Consider the following 19,402-nt stretch of genomic DNA (forward strand, 5'->3'; position numbering starts at 1 on the left):
CGCTTACCCTTCGGTTTTGCCGAGCGGCACGACGTTTGTTTGGTCATCCGGCGCAAGCTCTTCGAAATCGAAATTGTCCAACCGTTGCGCCCGGCGACCCGCCTTTTCCGCGCTGATCTTGATTTCCGAGATATCCTTTGCAGCCTGCCCGAAATGACGGTCGAGGTTCGACACCCGGTCGCCTAAACGTTCCACATCCTTATGCAGCAGCCCCAATTCCTTGCGGATCGCACCGGCCTGTTCGCGCATACGCGCATCTTTAAGGATCGCCCGCATGGTGTTCAGCGTCGCCATGCAAGTTGTGGGTGAAACGATCCAAACGCGTTTCGAGAAACTCTCTTGCACCAATTCAGGGAACTTGGCGTGCAGCTCGGCATAGACTGCCTCAGAGGGCAGAAACATCAGCGCACCATCTGCAGTTTCACCGTCCAGAATGTACTTCTCGGCAATATCGTTGATGTGCTTGCGCACGGTACTGCGGAACATCTGTACCGCTGCTTTCAGCTCCAAGTCGTTGGTCGATCCGATCAGCGCCTCATAGGCTTCCAGCGGGAACTTGCTGTCGATCACGATCGGTCCGGGAGGGTTCGGCAGGTTGATCAGGCAATCAGCGCGCCGTCCGTTCGATAACGTGGCCTGCAGCTGAAAACTATCTGATGGCAGCGCCTTTGAAACGATATCGTTCAGCTGGATTTCCCCGAAAGCCCCGCGCGTCTGCTTGTTCGACAGGATATCCTGCAATGACAGCACGTCGCCTGAAAGCTTGGTGATATTGTCCTGCGCCTTGTCGATGGCTGCCAGACGTTCCTGCAATTGCGTCAGCGAGGTCGCCGTCTGTTTCGACGAACCATGCAGCGATTCCTTCATCCGCTCCTGCATCTCAGCCAGAGCGCGCGCCGATTTCATCGCGTTATCGGCCAGTCGGTCATTCATCTGCTGTTGCACCGATGACAGGCGGGATTCAACGGTCTGGATCACCTGCACCTGCGCGTTGGCTTGCGTGTCCGAGACATGCTGTAGGCCACCCCGCAGTTGTTCCTGCCCCTGGCCCAGTTGCTGCACATGCTGCCCAAGGTGCGCCATCTGCCGGGCCAGCGGCTCCGCCATCCGAGCTGAACGCTGTGACGCTCGAAGTGACAGAAACAGAAGCAGCAGAATCAACACCACCACCCCGCCTGCAATCAGGATGATAGGGTCATTCAATGCATATTGGGTGCCAGCAATCTCGATCATATCGCCTCAGATGTTCTTGTTTTATTCTTCATAGCCCGAGCGGGCCAGCGGATCAACTGCGGCCGAACAGGCGTTCGATATCGCTCAGCTTCAGTTCCACATAAGTTGGCCGCCCGTGGTTGCACTGCCCGGAATGGGGCGTCGCCTCCATCTCACGCAGCAGGGCATTCATCTCTTCGGCCCGCATCCGACGGCCAGACCGAACCGAGCCATGGCAGGCCACGCGGCTCAGGATCGCCTCGATCCGCGCTTGCACCATCTGGCTTTCGCCCTGATCGGAGAGCTCATCAAGGATGTCGAGGATCATCGCGCGGGCATCGACCTCGCCAAGAATGGCCGGAGTTTCGCGCACGGCGATTGCCCCGCCACCAAAGGGTTCGATGGTCAATCCAAAGCGCGACAGGTCCTCTGCAACGGCCATCAGACGTGTGCAGTCACCGTCTGTCAGTTCGACGATTTCGGGGATCAACAACGCTTGTGCGGCAACGCCATTTTCGGCCATCTGGGACTTGAGCTTTTCGTAAACCAGCCGTTCATGTGCGGCGTGTTGATCCACGATCACCATGCCGTCTGCCGTTTGGGCGATGATGTAATTCTCGTGCACCTGCCCGCGCGCCGCCCCCAAGGGCAGGTCTTGCAGCTCATCCACCGGTGCAATTTCGGGCACAGGTTCCATGATGCGTCCGCTATAGTCCTGCGACAGTTCCGCAAAGCCTGGAGACTGCGCCCGATAGGCCGCCTCACGCGCCGCGGGTGACGGGCGATCCATTTGATACACCCGCGCCGGGGTTGCAGGTGCCGGCTCGGGCCGCATCGCACCCAAGGTTGCGTTGGCCACGGTCGAAGATGCCCGGTGCCCGGCCTCGGCCAACGCGTGACGCAGGCTGGACACGATCAAGCCACGCGCGAGGCCGGGATCGCGGAACCGAACCTCGGATTTTGCCGGATGTACATTCACATCCACCAGCGTTGGATCGCAATCTATGAACAGCGCCGCCGCCGGATGCCGGTCGCGGCTGAGGAAATCGAAATAGGCCGCTCGCAGCGCACCGGTCAGCATCTTGTCCCGCACGGGTCGCCCATTGACGAACAGATACTGCGCCACTGCAGCCCCGCGCGAATAGGTCGGCAGCGCGGCATAGCCATAAAGCCTGAGCCCTTCGCGTGTGGCATCGATCTGCAAAGCATTCTCAGCGAACTCACGGCCAAGAACGCGCGCCAATCGGGCATGCAGCGCATCAAACAGATCGCCATTCTCGCGGTCGGCGCGGAAGGTCACGCGCCCCTCTCCCCCGCCCGAGACATCGCGCAGGGTGAACGCGACCGAAGGCTCGGCCATCGCCAAACGTTTCACAATGTCTGAAATCGCCTGCGCCTCGGCCCGGTCCGTGCGCATGAACTTCAGCCGTGCCGGGGTGGCGTAAAACAGGTCTCGCAACTCAACCACAGTCCCAGCGCGCAAGGCTGCTGGCTTCACTGCATCCATTTTGCCACCGGACACCTGGATCGAGGCCGCATCAGCACCCGAGACACGGCTGGTGATGGTCAAACGCCCGACAGCCCCCAGCGAGGGCAGTGCTTCACCGCGAAATCCAAAGGTGTGGATATTCAACAGGTCGGAGCCGTCGATCTTCGATGTCGCATGGCGCGACAGCGCCAGTGGCAAATCCCCGGCTGCGATCCCACACCCATCATCTGTGACACGAATCAGGGTCTTGCCGCCATCCGCGACCTCAATGGCGATGCGTGTGGCCCCGGCATCGATGGCGTTTTCGACCAGTTCCTTGACGGCAGAAGCAGGCCGTTCCACGACTTCACCCGCCGCGATCCGGTTGATCGCTGCGTCATCCAGCTGGCGGATTACCGGGCGATCGTCGCTGATATTGGGGTTCGCACACACCATACCGCTAGACCTAGCATAGGCGCACGCGATTCGACCACCGGTTTGAATTGTGAAGAGCGGGTTTTAAACGAGGTATCCGGCCAGTTTGACCGCGCCGTTAAGGGGGTAGCGACTAAGGTCAAAACTGGCCGGATATACCAGAGTGAGTGGTGGTCTTGTGGTTTCCAATTGAAAGTTTGGTATCACCGAAAATGGAATAAATCTTGTTAAGAATTCGTGATTGTTTCCACTTGGCGAAGTTCAGCCGAAACTGCGTGATAGGCGTTGGCGTGAATACGCCAAGTCAAGCCTGACTGAGCGCTCCGCTGCGGGTTCGACATGGGCCAAAAGCAGCGGTCAGCGCCAGAATCAGGCCTGATATCGTGGCGATCATTCCAGCGGCGCTGACAGCATCCGCAGCCCCCAACCACAATGGGCCATAGCCCGCTAAAACATAACCGGACACGGCGGAAAGGGTTGCGAACAGGACACTCCAGACGATCTGGACTTCCAACCGGTTGGTCATCATCCGTGCCGCAGCTGGCGGGCAGATGAACATTGCAATCACGATGATCGACCCCACTGCATCAAATGCCGCGACAGCGGCGATCGCAGCTATGATCACCAGCGCCATCCCTAACGCGCCAGTGCGGATACCAATTGTACGCGCAAAGCCTTCATCGAAGGTCGATATCTTGAGCGGTCGCCAGAACAACCACGTGAACAGCAAGACCCCCGTCAGTGTCAGCGCAATGCGCGGCAATTCAGGTGGCAACCCTGCCAATGCCTGTAGATCCAGCAGCGACGACCAGTCCGTTGCATCCAGCCAGATCAAGCTTTCCAGATTGCCGTAAAGCGCATGTTCCACGTCCAAATGGACGGTCGACGTGTCAGTCTGCTCAAGCAGTAGGACACCACCGGCGAACATGGTCGTGAATACGACACCCATCGCTGCCCCCGGCTCGATCTGACCCAATCGCCGGATCGCTTCGATCATAACCACGGCGACCACAGCAGCCCCTGCTGCGCCAAGCATCATCGGCCAAGTTGAAATTGCGCCTGTCAGCAGAAACGCGACGACAATACCGGGCAACACCACATGGCTGATCGCGTCGCCAATCAGCGCTTGCTTGCGCAGCACCAGAAAGTTACCGGGCAGAGCGCATGCGATGGCCGCGAATGTCCCAATCAACAAAGGCGTCAGCGACAGGGGGACGAACTCTTCTCCGCTCATGGCGTGACCTCCTGCGGACCGCCGATACGACGATCAATCTCGGCGATCTGATCGCGAGTCAGCACAGTCTCGATATCGCGCAGCCCATCGTACAGCGCCGCAGTGGCCTCATGCGCCTGATCCGCGCGGACGATCTCCCACCGCTTTTCGTCTCGTAGGGCCTTGGCCGCACGCGCCCTCCCTTCCTCCGTTGCAACTCCATCGGCGCGCACAAGGCCGGTGCGGCGTAACAGGCGAATGGTTAGGGGTTCATAGATTTGCTGCCCCTGCGCCAGTGCCAGCAGTCCCTGCCGAATGTGCACTCGACGCTGGAACCGAAGGTGGCTGAGAATAGCTGCCAACACACCCCGAACCGGCGCGAGCAGGAGCGACAAGGCAAAGAACCCAAAACTGACCAGAACGATGATCGGTCCGGTCGGCAGGTTCGGAGCCGAGGCCGAAACACCTGCCCCCAGATACCCTGCAAGACCTCCGGCCAAACCGGCCAGAACGACCACGCGGTCGGATCGCTCCGTCCAGAACCGCGCTGTCACAGGCGGGATGATCAGCAGAGCAACAATCAGGATCAGACCAACGATCTTTAACCCGACCACGGTCACCGCCATCACGAGCCCCATCATCGCCAGATCAATCCGATGCACGGGCAACCCGCGCGCGGCGGCATATTCAGGATCGAAGGCGACCATCGTCATCGGGCGGCGGATGATCATCACCAGCACCAAAGTTGCCGCGCCCCCGATCGCGATGACCAGAGCATCCGCCCACAGCATCCCCGCAGTAGAACCCAGCAAGAATCCTTCCAATCCTGCCTGGCGTCCAACCCCCATGGTTTGAATAACCGTCAGCAGTACGACACCAAAACCGAAGAACACCGATAACACTGCGCCGATCGCTGCATCTTCTGCCAAACGTGTGCGACTGGTCAGCCAGTTCATACAGAGCAAACCAACCCATGCGGATATTGCCGAACCTGCAAGTAGTCCGATCAAGTTACGCCCATCACCACCGAGGGCCACCAGCACCATGAAGGCAAGGCAAACGCCCGGTAGGGTCGCGTGGCTGATGGCATCGCTAACCAGCGCGCGTTTACGCAGGAATAAGAACGTGCCCGTCACACCTGCCGAAACGCCCAGTAACGTCGCACCAATGGCAACCAGCGTGGCGTTATAGCCAAGCTGTAAGGTCAAAGCCTCCCAAAGCATGATTACCCCAGCGCGCGCGAAATCTGATCGATTTGAGCCGTTGCAAGACGTCCGCCATAAGCGGCCTGCAGCGTTTCAGCGGTAAAGGCCTGCTCCACCGGTCCCTCGGCCACTTTGCGGGTGTTGATCAGGAACACATGGTCGAAATAGTCGGTGACCGTGGCCAGGTCGTGATGCACTACAACAACGGTCTTGCCAGCCTCTTTCAACGATTTCAGCACGGCGATGATCGCCTTTTCAGTCGCAGCGTCCACGCCTGCAAAAGGTTCGTCCAACAAATACATGTCGGCATCCTGTGCCAAAGCGCGCGCAAGAAAGACCCTCTGTTGCTGACCACCAGAAAGCTGCCCGATCTGACGGTCGGCAAATTCCCGCATACCGACACGGTGCAGACAGTCCATGGCACGGGCGGTATGGCGGGCACGAACCCGACCCAGCAGGCCCAATTGACGCGACAAGCCCATCAGCACCACATCAATCACGCGCGTCGGGAAATCCCAGTCCACGCTGGCGCGCTGTGGTACATAGGCGATGCGTGCCCGCTGGTCATCGAGCGGCTGACCAAACACGGTCACCTGACCCGACAACGGAGACACGATCCCCAAAGCAGCCTTTAGCAAGGTTGATTTGCCAGCCCCATTTGGCCCGATAATCGCCGTCATGGCGCCGGGCTGCACCGTCATATCGACCGAGAAAACCGCTGGCTTCTGACCGTATGAGACTGTCAGACCACGAATGGCGAGGGGGCAAAGATCGATGTCCTGCCCGTCGACAGAAACGCCCTGAACTGTTGCGAGTTCAATCATGGTTTAGAACCCCGCCGACAGTTTGCCGTTCATGCCACGTTCGGGCACATCCGCCCCCAACGCGCCGGCAATCACGGTAATGTTGTGATCGAGCATACCGATATAGGTACCCTCATAAGTGCCCGGTTCGCCCATGGCGTCGGAATAAAGCTCTCCGCCGACGCCCACTTTGTGACCTTCGGCCGAAGCACCCTCGATCAAGGCACGCATGGATCGATCTGAAACGGAACTCTCCACAAACACGGCGTTCAGCTGACGCTCTACCAGAGTTTCGACCAACTCACCGATCCGGTTCAACCCTGCCTCGGATTGGGTTGAGATGCCCTGAATACCCAGCACCTCATAGCCATATTCATCACCGAAATAGCCAAATGCATCATGCGCAGTCACCAACACGCGGTTGTTTTCGGGAACGGCCGCCAAAACCTGCTTGCCATAGGCGGCCAGCAGATCGATCTCGGCCAGAAAAGCTTGTGCGTTGGCTGCGAACTCATCTGCCGCTTCGGGTCGGGCTTCGGTCAGAGCTTCCTGCACTTCGATCACGACATCGCGCCACAGAACCGGGCTCATCCAGACATGCGGGTCAAATTTGTCAGCGTAATCGTCATGGGCGCGCAGTTTCGATGTGTCGATGCCATCCGCCACGGCAACCACTGTCCGCTTGCGGCCCAGATCGTCAAAGAAACCTTCCATCTGAGCCTCTAGATAGAGGCCGTGCCACAGCACCAGATCAGCGCGGGTCATCGCAACAATATCGGTGCGGGTCTGGCGATAGGCGTGCGGGTCGACACCGGGTCCCATCAAGCCCTTAACGTCGACCTGTTCACCGCCGACCTGGCGCGCAGCGTCTGCAATCATGCCGGTGGTGGCGACGACTTTCAGCGGCGCTTGAGCGATTGCGGCGACGGGCCACACAAACACGAGAGCCAATGCCGTAAGTAGCGATCGACGAATCATTTCAGACTCCGAACGGTTATCCTGTTAAGTCAAAATATGAGAACCATTCGCAACTAAGTCAATGCAAATGCGAATTACTCGCAAGAAAGCGACTATATTTGTCCATTTGGTCAAAAATTTGCCCCTTACGACGCTGGCACACCTTCCCTTTCGCTGCGACCCATGCGATTTTGACGCGAACCTCCAAAAGGACGGAATAATGGAAACGCAGAGCTCAGAAAGCACCGTGCGCACCCCGCATCTGCCGCAAGTGACCGAGCCCCGGAACCCAGGAATGGATCTGGATCTGGATTGGGTGCGGGCCGTGCAGGCCAACACTTCGGCCATCGAGCGCCGCGCAGCGACGCTGCCCGGTCGGCGGTCGGTGAAAAAAGAATACCAGGCCGCATGGCTGCTCAAGGCGATCACAATGATCGACCTGACCACTCTGTCGGGCGATGATACGGTTGGGCGGGTTCGTCGCCTGTGCGCAAAGGCTCGTCAGCCTGTCGCGGCTTCGGTTTTGCAGGCGCTGGACATGCCGCCGATCACAACCGGAGCGGTGTGTGTCTACCATGACATGATCGAAACGGCTGTGGACGCATTGGAAGGCACTGGTATTCCGGTTGCGGCGGTATCCACTGGCTTCCCGGCCGGGCTCTCTCCGTTTCATCTGCGTGTGGCAGAGATCGAAGAAAGCGTGAAGGCCGGAGCCGAGGAGATCGACATCGTCATCTCGCGCCGTCATGTGCTGTCTGGCGACTGGCAGGCCCTGTATGATGAGATGAAGGCCTTCCGCATCGCCTGCGGCGATGCACATGTCAAAGCCATTTTGGCGACCGGAGAGCTGGGCAGCCTGCGCAACGTCACCCGTGCCTCGCTGGTGTGCATGATGGCAGGGGCAGACTTCATCAAGACCTCGACCGGCAAAGAAAGCGTCAACGCCACCTTGCCTGTGTCGTTGGTAATGATCCGAGCCATTCGCGACTATTATGACCGCACCGGCTATCGCGTAGGCTACAAGCCTGCGGGTGGGATTTCGAAAGCCAAGGATGCGCTGGTCTATCTGTCGCTGATCAAGGACGAGCTGGGCGACCGCTGGCTGGAGCCGGATCTGTTTCGCTTTGGCGCCTCATCACTGCTGGGCGATATCGAGCGGCAGATGGAACACTATGTCACCGGCGCTTACTCTGCCGGTTACCGTCACTCCATGGGCTGAGGACAAAAACAATGACAGTCAAAGAGATTTTCGAGACCATGGACTACGGCCCTGCCCCCGAAAGCGCAGCCGAGGCACTGGCCTGGCTGGTCGATCAGGGCGACAAGTTCGGCCACTACATCGATGGCGCGTTTACCAAACCCGGCAAAGGATTCGACAGCCGCAACCCAGCAACCGGAGAGGTTCTGGCCAAGCTGACACAAGCCAAACAGGCTGACGTGGACGCCGCCGTTTCTGCGGCGCGCAAGGCGCAGCCGAAATGGGAGAAGCTGGGCGGAGCCGGTCGTGCGCGCTACCTCTACGCGATTGCGCGCCTGCTGCAGAAGCACTCGCGTTTGTTTGCTGTGCTCGAAAGCCTCGACAACGGTAAGCCGATCCGAGAATCCCGCGACATCGACATCCCCCTGGCACAGCGGCATTTCTACTATCACGCCGGCATGGCGCAGTTGATGGAAAGCGAATTGCCCGATGCCGAAGCACTGGGTGTTTGCGGCCAGATCATCCCGTGGAACTTCCCGCTGCTGATGATGGCGTGGAAGATCGCGCCTGCAATCGCAATGGGCAACACGGTGGTTCTGAAGCCGGCCGAGTACACCTCGCTGACCGCGCTGCTGTTTGCCGACATCTGCTCTCAGGCCGGGTTGCCGAAAGGCGTGGTCAACATCGTCACAGGTGATGGTGCCGTTGGTGAGATGATCGTGTCTTCGGACGTCGACAAAATCGCCTTTACCGGCTCGACCGTCGTGGGCCGCCGCATCCGTGAAGCGACCGCTGGCTCTGGCAAAGAACTGACGTTGGAACTGGGCGGCAAGTCCGCCTACATCGTCTTTGACGACGCCGATATTGATTCAGCGATCGAAGGCTTGGTCGACGCGATCTGGTTCAACCAGGGCCAGGTCTGCTGTGCGGGCTCGCGCCTTCTGGTACAAGAAGGCATCGCAGATCGCTTCCATGACAAGCTGCGTGCCCGTATGGACAAGCTGCGCATCGGCGATCCGCTGGACAAGTGCATCGACGTGGGTGCGGTTGTGGACCCCGTGCAGTTACAGACCATCAAGGGCATGGTCGAAAGCAACACGGTTGGGCATGTTCATCAGGCGGCCTGTGAGCTGCCCTCGAATGGCTGCTACTATCCACCAACTTTGATTTCAGGACTCGAAACCTCCGATCCGCTGATGCAGGAAGAAATCTTTGGCCCGGTTCTGGTTTCTTCGACCTTCCGCACCCCGGAAGAAGCGGTCGAGTTGGCCAACAACACCCGCTACGGGCTGGCCGCGACTGTGTGGACCGAGAACGTGAACCTCGCGCTGGATATCGCGCCCAAGCTGGTTGCGGGCGTGGTCTGGGTGAACGCAACTAACCTGTTCGACGCTGCTGCCGGGTTCGGCGGTGTACGCGAAAGCGGCTTTGGCCGTGAAGGCGGTTGGGAAGGGCTGACGGCCTATACCAAGCCCAAAGCCAAGGCCAAACCGCTGGCGAAGATTGAGGCGGCAATGGGCGAAGGCGCTCCAGTCGATCCTATTGACCGCACCGCCAAGATGTATGTCGGCGGTAAGCAGGCGCGGCCCGATGGCGGCTATTCGAAACCCGTCTGGGGCAAATCCGGCCTACTTGGCCATGTGGGTCTGGCCAACCGTAAGGACGTGCGCAACGCGGTTGAGGCTGCAGCGGGTGCAAAAGGCTGGTCCAAGACCACCGGCCATCTGCGGGCTCAGATTCTGTATTACATCGGTGAAAACCTCTCGGCACGTGCGGGTGAGTTCGCTGCTCGTATTGATGCGATGACCGGTAAGAAAGACGGCGCGAAAGAGGTTGAGGCCTCGATCCAGCGACTGTTCACCGCCGCCGCCTGGGCGGACAAGTATGATGGTCAAGTACATGGTGTTCCGATCCGGGGCGTCGCCATTGCCATGAAAGAGCCGGTTGGCGTGATCGGCGCCCTGTGTGCTGACGAAACACCCCTCTTGGGTCTAGTTTCGGCCATGGCGCCAGCGATTGCGATGGGCAACCGGGTGGTTCTGGCGGCAAGTGAGCCCTACCCGCTGGCAGCAACGGATTTTTACCAGATCCTAGAAACCTCGGACGTGCCCGCCGGTGTGGTCAACATCCTGACCGGCAGCCACGCAGAGCTGGCAAAGCCGCTGGCCTCGCATCTGAACGTGGATGCGGTCTGGTCGTTCTCGTCCACCGATCTGTCTAAAGATATCGAGGTCGTCTCGGCCGGAAATCTGAAGCGGACTTGGGTCAATAACGCGACGGCATTTGACTGGAGCGTGGACCATTCGCGCCGCTTCCTGCAGGCTGCGACCGAAGTGAAAAACATCTGGGTGCCCTACGGAGAGTAAGGCCCCCGTACCACCGGAGGCCTAAATGGATTTTTCAGGTAAGACCGTCATCGTCATTGGTGGCACCAGCGGTATCAATCGCGGCATTGCCGAGGCCTTTGCGGCCTCGGGTGCTAATCTGGCTGTCGCCAGCCGGTCGCAGGAAAAGGTCGATGATACCGTGGCTGCGTTGAAAGCAGCAGGCGCATCCGACGCGATCGGCGCGGCGTTCGACGTTCGCAATCCAGAGGCCGTAGCCGAAGGCCTTAAGCAATTCCACGACGCTTTTGGAGATTTCGATGTCCTGATTTCTGGTGCTGCCGGCAACTTCCCAGCGCTGGCATCTGAAATGTCGGTCAATGCATTCAAGGCGGTCATAGATATCGATCTGATGGGCACGATCCACGTCATGAAAGGGGCCTACCCCTATCTCAAACGTCCCGGTGCCAGCATTATCAACATTTCGGCCCCGCAATCCTATCTGCCTTACGAAGGGCAGGCCCATGTTTGCGCCGCCAAGGCGGGCGTTGATCAGATCACCCGAACCCTTTCAATGGAATGGGGCGTCGAAGGGATTCGCGTGAATTCGGTCGTTCCGGGTTTTATCGAAGGAACCGAAGGCGCAAAACGGCTGGCCCCTACCGAAAATGCCCATGAAGAGCTGCGTCGGGACGTCCCGCTGGGTCGCTGGGGTCAACCCCAGGATGTGGCAAATGCCTGCCTATTCCTTAGCTCTGATATGGCGAGCTATATCAGCGGAACAGTCATGGCCGTTGACGGGGCTTTGTATCAGCGCGGCTCGGGCAAGTTTGGCCAGATGATGGGTCAGATGCTGCGCGCAGCGAAAAAGGACCAAGCTTAGGTTAGAACACAGGGATCCGATTGGTGACAAACTTTTCAGTCGCTGGGCTTTATTTCCAACCTACCAAATTCAAGAGCTTCTGAAATAGATACCCGCTGCTACCAAAAGCGATGTCAGCGTACCAGCCACCACGTAAAGTGCGAAAGCGCTGAGCAGAGATTGACCGACAACCAAAGCGGCAGCAAAGGTTAACAACCCTGCAAGTATTCCCAATCCCATTATCGCAACTATCATGGTGCCGCTATCCGTCCCAAGCCTCGTCTCAGGAGATGTTGATCTTCTGAATCCCATCTCCGTTCCCGACTAACATAGAATTCTCGACATTTCTGGCCAAAGTATGGCCAAGACGAGTTAACGATTACTTAAGGCGGAGAATTGCCGATCTTCTGTCTGGCGCTGCGCCCTGGAAGAGTTCACAAACTCGTTGTTTTCGCCAGTGGTTCGCATCACCCACTGCCGTCAATTCCAAGAAAAATTATTCAATAACAACGAATAATTCTGTTCGGCAGCGGGTAAATGGACGACGTCAGCCGTCCACCCCTTCCGGTTTGCCGACGATGGTGAAATGCAGACCCTCGGGGTCCAGCAGTTCAGACGCCACCCGGTTCACATCCTCCAAGGTCACTGCATTCACCTTGTCGTTGCGAGTCGCAATGTAGTCGATAGGCAAATCTTCCATCTGCATCCCGACCATGATTCCGGCAATCTGGCCATTGCCGTCAAAACGCAGCGGATAGGCCCCGGTCAAATAGGTCTTGGCGTCATCCAATTCTTTCTGCGTCACACCTTCCGCAGCCGCGCGCGCCCATTCCTGTCGGATCACTTCGACCGCTTCGGCGATGCGGTCATTGGCAGATGAGACCGAGCCCAGATACACTGACGCCAGATCCTTGGGCACCAGATAGGTCGCCACGCCATAGGTCAGGCCACGTTTCTCACGTACTTCCTGCATAAGGCGACTTTCGAATCCGCCGCCGCCCAGAATGTGATTCAGGATATAGGCCGCAAAGAAATCGGGATCGTCGCGATCAATGCCACTTTGCCCGAACAGGGCGACGGATTGCGGAGTGTTGAAGTCCACTACGCTGACACCGCCGTCAATGGTGACCTTCGCCTTGTCTGGAATGGGTTTCCCGGTTGCTGGCAGATCCAACAGCAATTCGTCCAACAGTACGCCCAACTCTTCTGCCGTGATGTCGCCAACAGCCCCGACATACAGTCTGTCCTTGGCAAAGACATTGTCGTAGGCAGCGACGATGTCGTCGCGGGTCAGGCTTGAAACGCTTTCAATCGTACCTTTACCGTCCGACGCATAAGGATGATCCCCATATGCCATTTCAGCAAAGCTACGTCCGGCAATATCGCTTGGATCAGTCTGGTCGGACTTCAGACCCGAAATCACCTGAGCGCGCACCCGATCGATGGCATCCTCATCGAAACGCGGTTCATGAATTGTGGTCTGCAGCAAATCAATCACTTCATCCCGGTTCTCAGTCAGGAACCGCGCCGAAATGGAGACCGTATCATCTGTTGCCCTGTAGCTGAAGGACGCAGCCAGAGATTCAAGTTCGCGCGCATAGGTGCGGGCATCCATGTCGCCGGCGCCTTCCTCAATCAGGCCGCTCATCAGATAGACCGCGCCGCGTTTATCGGGATCATCCAGCGACGTTCCTCCACGAAACCGCAGTTCCAGCGCAGTGAAGGGGATCGAATGATCTTGGACCAGCCAAGCGGTAATACCACCGGGCGAGGTTACCTCTTTGATCTTAATCTCGGCCCAGGCGGGAAGGGCAATGATCAGCGCAATCAGCGTTGCGGCAAACCGTTTCATTGTGTCACCTCATCGTCACGCATCAGCCAGCCAGTGACCGAGGTTTCAGGTTGCAGCACTTCACGGGCAGCCGCGATGATCTCGTCACCCGTCACAGCCTGCAGGATGTCGGGCCAGGCCTGCACATCCTCGACCGTCAACCCGCTGGTCAACGCACGACCATAGCGGTTTCCAATACCGTCCACGTTATCGCGCGCATAGGTCTGCGCGGCGCGGAGCTGCATCTTAATGCGCTCCAGGTCTTCATCCTTGACACCTTCCGCGATGAAATCCGCAACGGCCTGATCCATGGCATCCTCCGCATCCTGAAGCGAAACGCCCTCAGCCGGCACAACGATCAGATCAAAGGTCGTGTCATCCAATGAGACCCCCTTGTAGAACGCACCGGTATAGACCACCTTCTGCTGCTCAAATTGCAGCTTTTCATTCAGATATGAAGTTGTGCTTCCTCCCAGCAATTCCGCCAAAAGGAACAGGGCAGCGGCCTTCTCCTGCTCACCGGCGTCCCGTTCAGGGGCCAGATAGCTGCGCTGCACGTAGGGTTGTGCGACACGCGCATCCTTGAAGGTCAGGCGACGTTCGGCAGTCTGGGGTGGTTCTTGCGAGCGTACCCGCTCGGGCAAATCAGGGTTGGCTGGGATAACACCGTAGTACTGATCGGCCAACGCCCTGACTTCGTCCGGGTCAACATCTCCGGTGACGACCAATATGGCGTTATTGGGTGCATAATGGGTCTGGTAGAAGGACAGGGCGTCGTCCATATCCAACGCCTCCATCTCGTGGCGCCAGCCGATAATCGGCGCTCCGTAACGGTGGTTCAAATATTGCGCTGCATTCATCTGTTCTCCGAACAGAGCGCGTGGATTGTTTTCGGTCCGCTGATTACGCTCTTCCAGAACCACATCGCGTTCGGTGGTGATATCATTCTCAGTCAGGCGGATGTTGCGCATGCGATCTGCCTCCATCCGCATCATCAGTTCCAACCGGTCAGCGGCGACACGCTGAAAATAGGCGGTGTAGTCGTAAGAAGTGAAAGCGTTGTCATTGCCGCCATTGGCCGCGACAGTGGCTGACAACTCGCCCGCTTCCATTGTGTCGGTGGCTTTGAACAACAGATGTTCCAGGAAATGTGCAACGCCAGAGGATCCGATCGGTTCATCGGCGGATCCGGCCCGGTACCAGACCATATGCTGCACAACAGGAGCGCGATGATCCTCGACCACTACGACGTCCATGCCGTTTTCCAGCGTAAATGTGGTGACAGCCTCTTGCCCCTCTTTCGCGAACAAGGGGGTGGCGGCGATCAGGGCAGCCGACAATGCCAGGGCCCGAAACATGGGGCATCCTCCGTTTCATTTCTGATATTCAAACTACGGTGGTGCCGCCGGGGTTCAAGGCCAATGACGGAAAGTTAAGAAGAATTCATTCCAGCGGCGGGGCCGACGGCGTTTCGATCCCACGACGACGCGCCGCTTCATTGGTCGCGTTCGCATCGATTGACTGACGTTCATAGACCTGCGAGTACCGATCAACCGGGAACAGGCGCAGGCGGGTCCAGCGACCGCGATTTTTACGGAAAGCCGCATCCTCTTCGGCCGTTACCTGACGCGTATTGGCAGGAACGCCATATCTGCTTGAGGCCGTCACAAGCGCGGCATCGCTGGCCGGTATTGAGGTATTCGGGTTCAGCGCTGCCTCACTACCACCCAGCGCCACAACGGCATCCGCTTTGGGGTTAGGATCGGTCAGGTTTGCACCGCCGGGGGTCGGCGCTGGAAGAAAGGCGTAGTCCTTGGGCTGGGTCAGTGGCTTGACAGGCAATACCGAAAACTCATCCGGCCCGGCTCCGGGCGGATCAAGATTGCGCAAACCAATATCGGAACAGCCCGCAACGACAACGGCGAGTGTCAGAACAAGAATGGCGCGTGGCATACGCATCAGTGTCTCCAGCCAGTTTCAGGCGCTTTTATCGCATATCGTCCGGCAGGTCACGAGGGCTTTTTGCCATCGAACAGGACCAATCCCAAAGCTCCCGCAAATATGAACACATCCGCCAGATTGAACACAAAAGGGTTGCTGATCCCGCAGCAGGACATGTTCAAAAAGTCGAGAACATAGCCGTAAAGCACCCGGTCCACAACATTTCCCAGCGCACCGCCGATCAGGAGACCGCCGCAGAATTGTTGAAGCTTCGTAGGAGCGATGCGGCCCAGCCAGATCAGGACGCCCAGGCAGATCGCCACGGAAACCCCGATCAGCACCCAGCGGGCGGCGTCACCGTCGCCCTGAAACAGGCCAAAATTGATGCCGCGATTCTCGCCGTATCTGAAAACCAGAAGCGGTGGCAGCACGTCGATATCGCCCTGCGCCACGCGCATTACGTGGACGACCAGATACTTACTGATCTGGTCGATCAAAAACGCCGCCAATCCGGCCCATAGGATGAACGAACCGCGCATCAGTGACGGAAATGCCGCATGCCGGTGAAGACCATGGCCAGACCGGCTTCATCCGCCGCCGCGATCACTTCATCATCACGCATCGAACCGCCGGGCTGAATAACGCATGTTGCGCCTGCCTCGGCGGCCTCCATAAGCCCATCGGGGAATGGGAAGAATGCATCAGAAGCTACGGCCGAACCGATGGTCAGCGGCTGGGGCAAGCCCAGCGCATCAGCCATACGCTCGGCTTTCTTTGCCGCGATCAGTGCCGAGTCAACGCGGCTCATCTGCCCCGCGCCGACACCCACGGTCGCGCCGTCTTTGACATAGACGATGGCGTTGGATTTGACATGTTTCGCCACTTTCCACGCGAACAGCAGGTCGCGCATCTGCTCCTCAGATGGCGCTTTTTTGGTGACCACCTTCAAATCATCCATACCAACAAAGCCGTTATCCTTGTCCTGCACCAGCAGGCCACCGGCCACCTGTCGCACAGTTTTACCACCGGCGGTCACATCCGGCAGAGCTTCGGTCGTCAGCAGGCGCAGGTTCTTCTTGGCGGCGAAGATCGCCTTGGCCTCGTCTGACGCCCCCGGAGCGATCACAACCTCGGTGAAAATCCCCGTGATCTCCTGCGCGGTTTCCGCGTCCAGCGGTTGATTCAACGCCACGATACCGCCGAATGCCGACGTCCTGTCGCAGTCGAACGCGGCTTTATAGGCCTCAAGCAACGTCGCACCTTTCGCTACACCACACGGATTGGCATGCTTGATAATCGCACAAGCTGCCCCTTCGGCCGGGTCGAACTCGGCCACCAGCTCAAAGGCGGCATCGGTATCGTTGATGTTGTTATAGCTCAGTTCCTTGCCCTGATGCTGTACCGCCGTCGCCACGCCCGGACGACCCGAGCCATCTACATAGAACGCTGCCGACTGGTGGCTATTCTCGCCATAGCGCAGGGTCTGTTTCAGCTCACCGGCAAAGGCGCGGCGTTTGGGGGCCTCAAGCTCCAGCGCATCGGCCATCCAGTTGGACACGGCTGTGTCATAGGCGGCAGTGCGGGCATAGGCCTTTTGCGCCAGCCACTGACGGAAGCCCAGAGAAGTCTTACCGTAATTCTCTTCCAGCTGATCCAGCAGCGACGAGTAATCTTCGACATCCACAACCACGTTTACAAAGGCATGGTTCTTGGATGCCGCCCGGATCATGGCTGGGCCGCCGATATCGATGTTCTCGATACACTCATCATAGGCAGCGCCCTTGGCCACGGTCGCTTCAAATGGGTAGAGATTTACCACAAGCAGGTCGATTGCGCCGATACCATGTTCGTTCATCGCGGCGACATGGGTGTCATTATCGCGCAGAGCCAGCAGCCCGCCATGGACCATCGGGTGCAGCGTTTTGACCCGGCCATCCATCATCTCGGGGAAGCCGGTGATCTCGCTGACATCTTTCACCTCCAACCCCGCATCGCGTAGCGCCTTCGCGGTACCGCCGGTCGAAAGCAGTTCAACCCCGCGTTCGGCCAACGCCGTTCCCAGCTCGATCAGCCCGGTTTTGTCGGAAACGGAAAGCAACGCGCGGCGCACGGGGTGAAGGTCGGTCATGGGTCCAAAGGTCCTTTTGGCGTCAGTCGAAAACGGGCTCGTCCCGGTGCGTATCCCGCACGGCATAGGCTGTGTCCTGAGCCTTGCTGAGCGTCCACCGGATGCGCGTCGCATACTCCATTGCGCGCCCAGATAGAACGATCTGTTTTGTCGCGCGTGGCTTCAAACGGCCTTTTTCAAGGTAAACGCTTGGTTCAACTGACAACTTTCCAACGCCATCATGGCGGAAAACCCATATCTCACCGCTTTTGAGCGCCATCGACACCGCAGCGCCACCCAGATCAAGTGCCGCATCAACGTCAGGATGCAGGTGAAACCGGATGTCAAAGGCGATCCCCTGCAGACCTGCCCCGTCCATCGCGCGATCGAACTGCCGTTTGGCTTTGTCGGTTGCGGTCAGCAGAATATCCTCACCCACCAGCTCACGCCCGTCAAAGCGCAGTTCAAGCGTGCGGGCATGGGTCAGGCCAAACACTTTGGCGTAGCCGTCATGACCCACCATAAAGCGGGTGCCTTCGAATGCATCCTCGAAATCCACGGGCACATCCTGCGGGCCATCCACCAATGCTTCCTGCGACGACCCATTTGCGCCTTCTGCGAGCCGGGCGCTGGAATACCCTTCGACGCATAGGGTCGAATGCGACGGGGTCGCGCGCCCTGCCCTGCGCCATTCCTGCCCAAAACTGCCGCCTGATCCACAGTTCACGATCAGAGGACGGCGCCCCGAGGTCAGCTCAAACGCAAGCGAGGACGCATGTGCGTTGAATGACGCTGCACCTTTGGGGGGCGCGCTGGCATCCACCAGAACCGTGGTTCTCGAGGCGGCCAATCGTGCATAACCCATTGACAGGTCCGAATGCTGCTGCGGCTTGACACCGCTTTGTGCCAGTGCCTGATCCAGCCGCCCTTCAAGCCCACGCCCGCCCCCGTGAAATCTGGCCAGAGATCCATCTGCATGACGCAGATTTCGCAGAGTAGGTGCAATGCGCTTGATCGCCCCGGTCTGAGAGGTAGGCGTGCCCCGGCCAACTTCACCAAGTGCAGCAGAAGTCCAGGCCAGCAGAGTGAAGACCTCCAGCAATTCCTCAGGGTTGCGGGTGAGAATGCCGCCCTCGGCATCGATCTGGCGGTCGCATTCCCGGGCCAGTGCGCGCAATGCGGGATCAGCCAGTTGCTCCAACCCCTCCAGGGCCAAACCAGCCTGAACCAGCCCTGCGAGCGCTTCGAATCTCGGCAATCCTGGTGTTGCTGCTGTCCAGCGTTTGGAAAGAAACCATGTTTGTTGTGCCAAGGAGCGGAAGAAAGCTCTGCTTTGCGCCTCATCAGCGCCGCGTAGCAGAAATTGCGCGTGGTTGATCCAGCGCATCACCCGACGCCCGGTCAGATCCGGCGCCCAGCCGGGTCCCTTCCCGCGCCCATGTGCGGTGATCCAGCCCCAGACCCATCGCTGCGCCTTTTCACGGGCGCGCATATCGCCGACGGCTGCCAGATCATCCAGCCAGATGAAACCGTGGCGTTCATCATCAAAATCCGGACTGGGCGCAGCAACATCCCATAGATCGGTGTCATCCGCCTCGACTAGATATCCAGCGAAAAGGAGATTCCCGGCCACCAGTTGTCGCCCGCGTGCAAACGAACCCACGGTGCGCGGCTCAGGCTGGCTGACGAATCCCGAAACCGCCTTCCGCCTTTGGCTCAGGCGCGCGTAAAGGCGGTTCTGAAACCGCATCCAGCGATTGGCCATTGTGTCCGATTCTGACATGACGCTTGCGACTCTGCCCCTTGCGCTCTGCGGGCGCTTGAACACACGATAGACCGGTCCGCG

Annotated in this window: 16 protein-coding genes; 3 read left to right on the forward strand and 13 right to left on the reverse strand. The window is 58.7% G+C overall.

The genetic code is table 11. The annotated features are described in order from the left end of the window. Nucleotides 1-3: 3 nt before the first annotated feature. The 6 genes from ACR0NM_RS09945 to ACR0NM_RS09970 form a co-directional block, all read right to left on the reverse strand. On the reverse strand, nucleotides 4-1,233 hold the full coding sequence (locus ACR0NM_RS09945; protein WP_170613295.1) for a DNA recombination protein RmuC: 1,230 nt from the start codon (nucleotides 1,231-1,233) through the stop codon (nucleotides 4-6). Nucleotides 1,234-1,285: 52 nt separating this feature from the next. Further along, the gene (gene mutL, locus ACR0NM_RS09950) at nucleotides 1,286-3,136 is read right to left on the reverse strand and encodes a DNA mismatch repair endonuclease MutL (protein ID WP_480614427.1); all 1,851 of its coding nucleotides are present in this window, start codon (nucleotides 3,134-3,136) and stop codon (nucleotides 1,286-1,288) included. Nucleotides 3,137-3,419: 283 nt separating this feature from the next. Further along, nucleotides 3,420-4,349 (reverse strand): metal ABC transporter permease, encoded by a 930-nt coding sequence (locus tag ACR0NM_RS09955; protein WP_480614430.1) that lies wholly within the window; start codon nucleotides 4,347-4,349, stop codon nucleotides 3,420-3,422. After that, on the reverse strand, nucleotides 4,346-5,551 hold the full coding sequence (locus ACR0NM_RS09960) for a metal ABC transporter permease (RefSeq protein ID WP_170626787.1): 1,206 nt from the start codon (nucleotides 5,549-5,551) through the stop codon (nucleotides 4,346-4,348). The genes ACR0NM_RS09955 and ACR0NM_RS09960 overlap by 4 nt, the downstream gene beginning before the upstream one ends. Before the next feature lie 2 nt (nucleotides 5,552-5,553). Beyond that, complete coding sequence (locus tag ACR0NM_RS09965; RefSeq protein ID WP_170514990.1) at nucleotides 5,554-6,357, reverse strand: metal ABC transporter ATP-binding protein; 804 nt, start codon at nucleotides 6,355-6,357, stop codon at nucleotides 5,554-5,556. A gap of 3 nt (nucleotides 6,358-6,360) precedes the next feature. Continuing rightward, a complete protein-coding gene (locus ACR0NM_RS09970) occupies nucleotides 6,361-7,314 on the reverse strand; it encodes a metal ABC transporter solute-binding protein, Zn/Mn family (protein WP_170514993.1) in 954 nt (317 codons plus the stop codon). 199 nt (nucleotides 7,315-7,513) lie between these two features. Here ACR0NM_RS09970 and deoC point away from each other — a divergent pair, with 199 nt between their 5' ends. Genes deoC through ACR0NM_RS09985 form a run of 3 tightly spaced genes read left to right on the forward strand, consistent with a single transcriptional unit; the run spans nucleotide 7,514 to nucleotide 11,698 of the window. Continuing rightward, nucleotides 7,514-8,512, forward strand: a complete 999-nt coding sequence (gene deoC, locus ACR0NM_RS09975; RefSeq protein WP_480614433.1) for a deoxyribose-phosphate aldolase — start codon at nucleotides 7,514-7,516, stop codon at nucleotides 8,510-8,512. 11 nt (nucleotides 8,513-8,523) lie between these two features. Then, a complete protein-coding gene (locus ACR0NM_RS09980) occupies nucleotides 8,524-10,857 on the forward strand; it encodes an aldehyde dehydrogenase family protein (protein ID WP_480614436.1) in 2,334 nt (777 codons plus the stop codon). A 25-nt stretch (nucleotides 10,858-10,882) separates the two neighbouring features. Beyond that, nucleotides 10,883-11,698 carry an SDR family oxidoreductase gene (locus tag ACR0NM_RS09985; protein WP_170566980.1) on the forward strand — a complete coding sequence of 272 codons (816 nt, stop codon included), beginning with the start codon at nucleotides 10,883-10,885 and terminating at the stop codon, nucleotides 11,696-11,698. A 69-nt stretch (nucleotides 11,699-11,767) separates the two neighbouring features. Here ACR0NM_RS09985 and ACR0NM_RS09990 read toward each other — a convergent pair whose 3' ends face one another. From ACR0NM_RS09990 to ACR0NM_RS10020, 7 genes are all read right to left on the reverse strand, one after another. Then, on the reverse strand, nucleotides 11,768-11,932 hold the full coding sequence (locus ACR0NM_RS09990) for a hypothetical protein (protein WP_480614440.1): 165 nt from the start codon (nucleotides 11,930-11,932) through the stop codon (nucleotides 11,768-11,770). Nucleotides 11,933-12,224: 292 nt separating this feature from the next. Next, entirely contained in the window at nucleotides 12,225-13,529 is a 1,305-nt protein-coding gene (locus ACR0NM_RS09995; RefSeq protein ID WP_170613311.1) for a M16 family metallopeptidase, read from the reverse strand. Further along, nucleotides 13,526-14,866 (reverse strand): M16 family metallopeptidase, encoded by a 1,341-nt coding sequence (locus tag ACR0NM_RS10000; RefSeq protein ID WP_480614443.1) that lies wholly within the window; start codon nucleotides 14,864-14,866, stop codon nucleotides 13,526-13,528. Before ACR0NM_RS10000 ends, ACR0NM_RS09995 begins: the two co-directional genes overlap by 4 nt. Before the next feature lie 85 nt (nucleotides 14,867-14,951). Continuing rightward, entirely contained in the window at nucleotides 14,952-15,467 is a 516-nt protein-coding gene (locus ACR0NM_RS10005; protein WP_170408488.1) for a DUF3035 domain-containing protein, read from the reverse strand. A gap of 50 nt (nucleotides 15,468-15,517) precedes the next feature. Next, nucleotides 15,518-15,988: a signal peptidase II gene (gene lspA, locus ACR0NM_RS10010; RefSeq protein ID WP_170394647.1), complete on the reverse strand. Its 471-nt coding sequence runs from the start codon at nucleotides 15,986-15,988 to the stop codon at nucleotides 15,518-15,520. Further along, nucleotides 15,988-17,577, reverse strand: coding sequence for a bifunctional phosphoribosylaminoimidazolecarboxamide formyltransferase/IMP cyclohydrolase (gene purH / locus ACR0NM_RS10015; protein ID WP_170394650.1), 1,590 nt, complete (start codon nucleotides 17,575-17,577; stop codon nucleotides 15,988-15,990). Before purH ends, lspA begins: the two co-directional genes overlap by 1 nt. Before the next feature lie 22 nt (nucleotides 17,578-17,599). Beyond that, on the reverse strand, nucleotides 17,600-19,339 hold the full coding sequence (locus ACR0NM_RS10020) for a heparinase II/III family protein (RefSeq protein WP_480614446.1): 1,740 nt from the start codon (nucleotides 19,337-19,339) through the stop codon (nucleotides 17,600-17,602). Nucleotides 19,340-19,402: the final 63 nt, after the last annotated feature.

The organism is Ruegeria sp. AF2 (assembly GCF_056542025.1).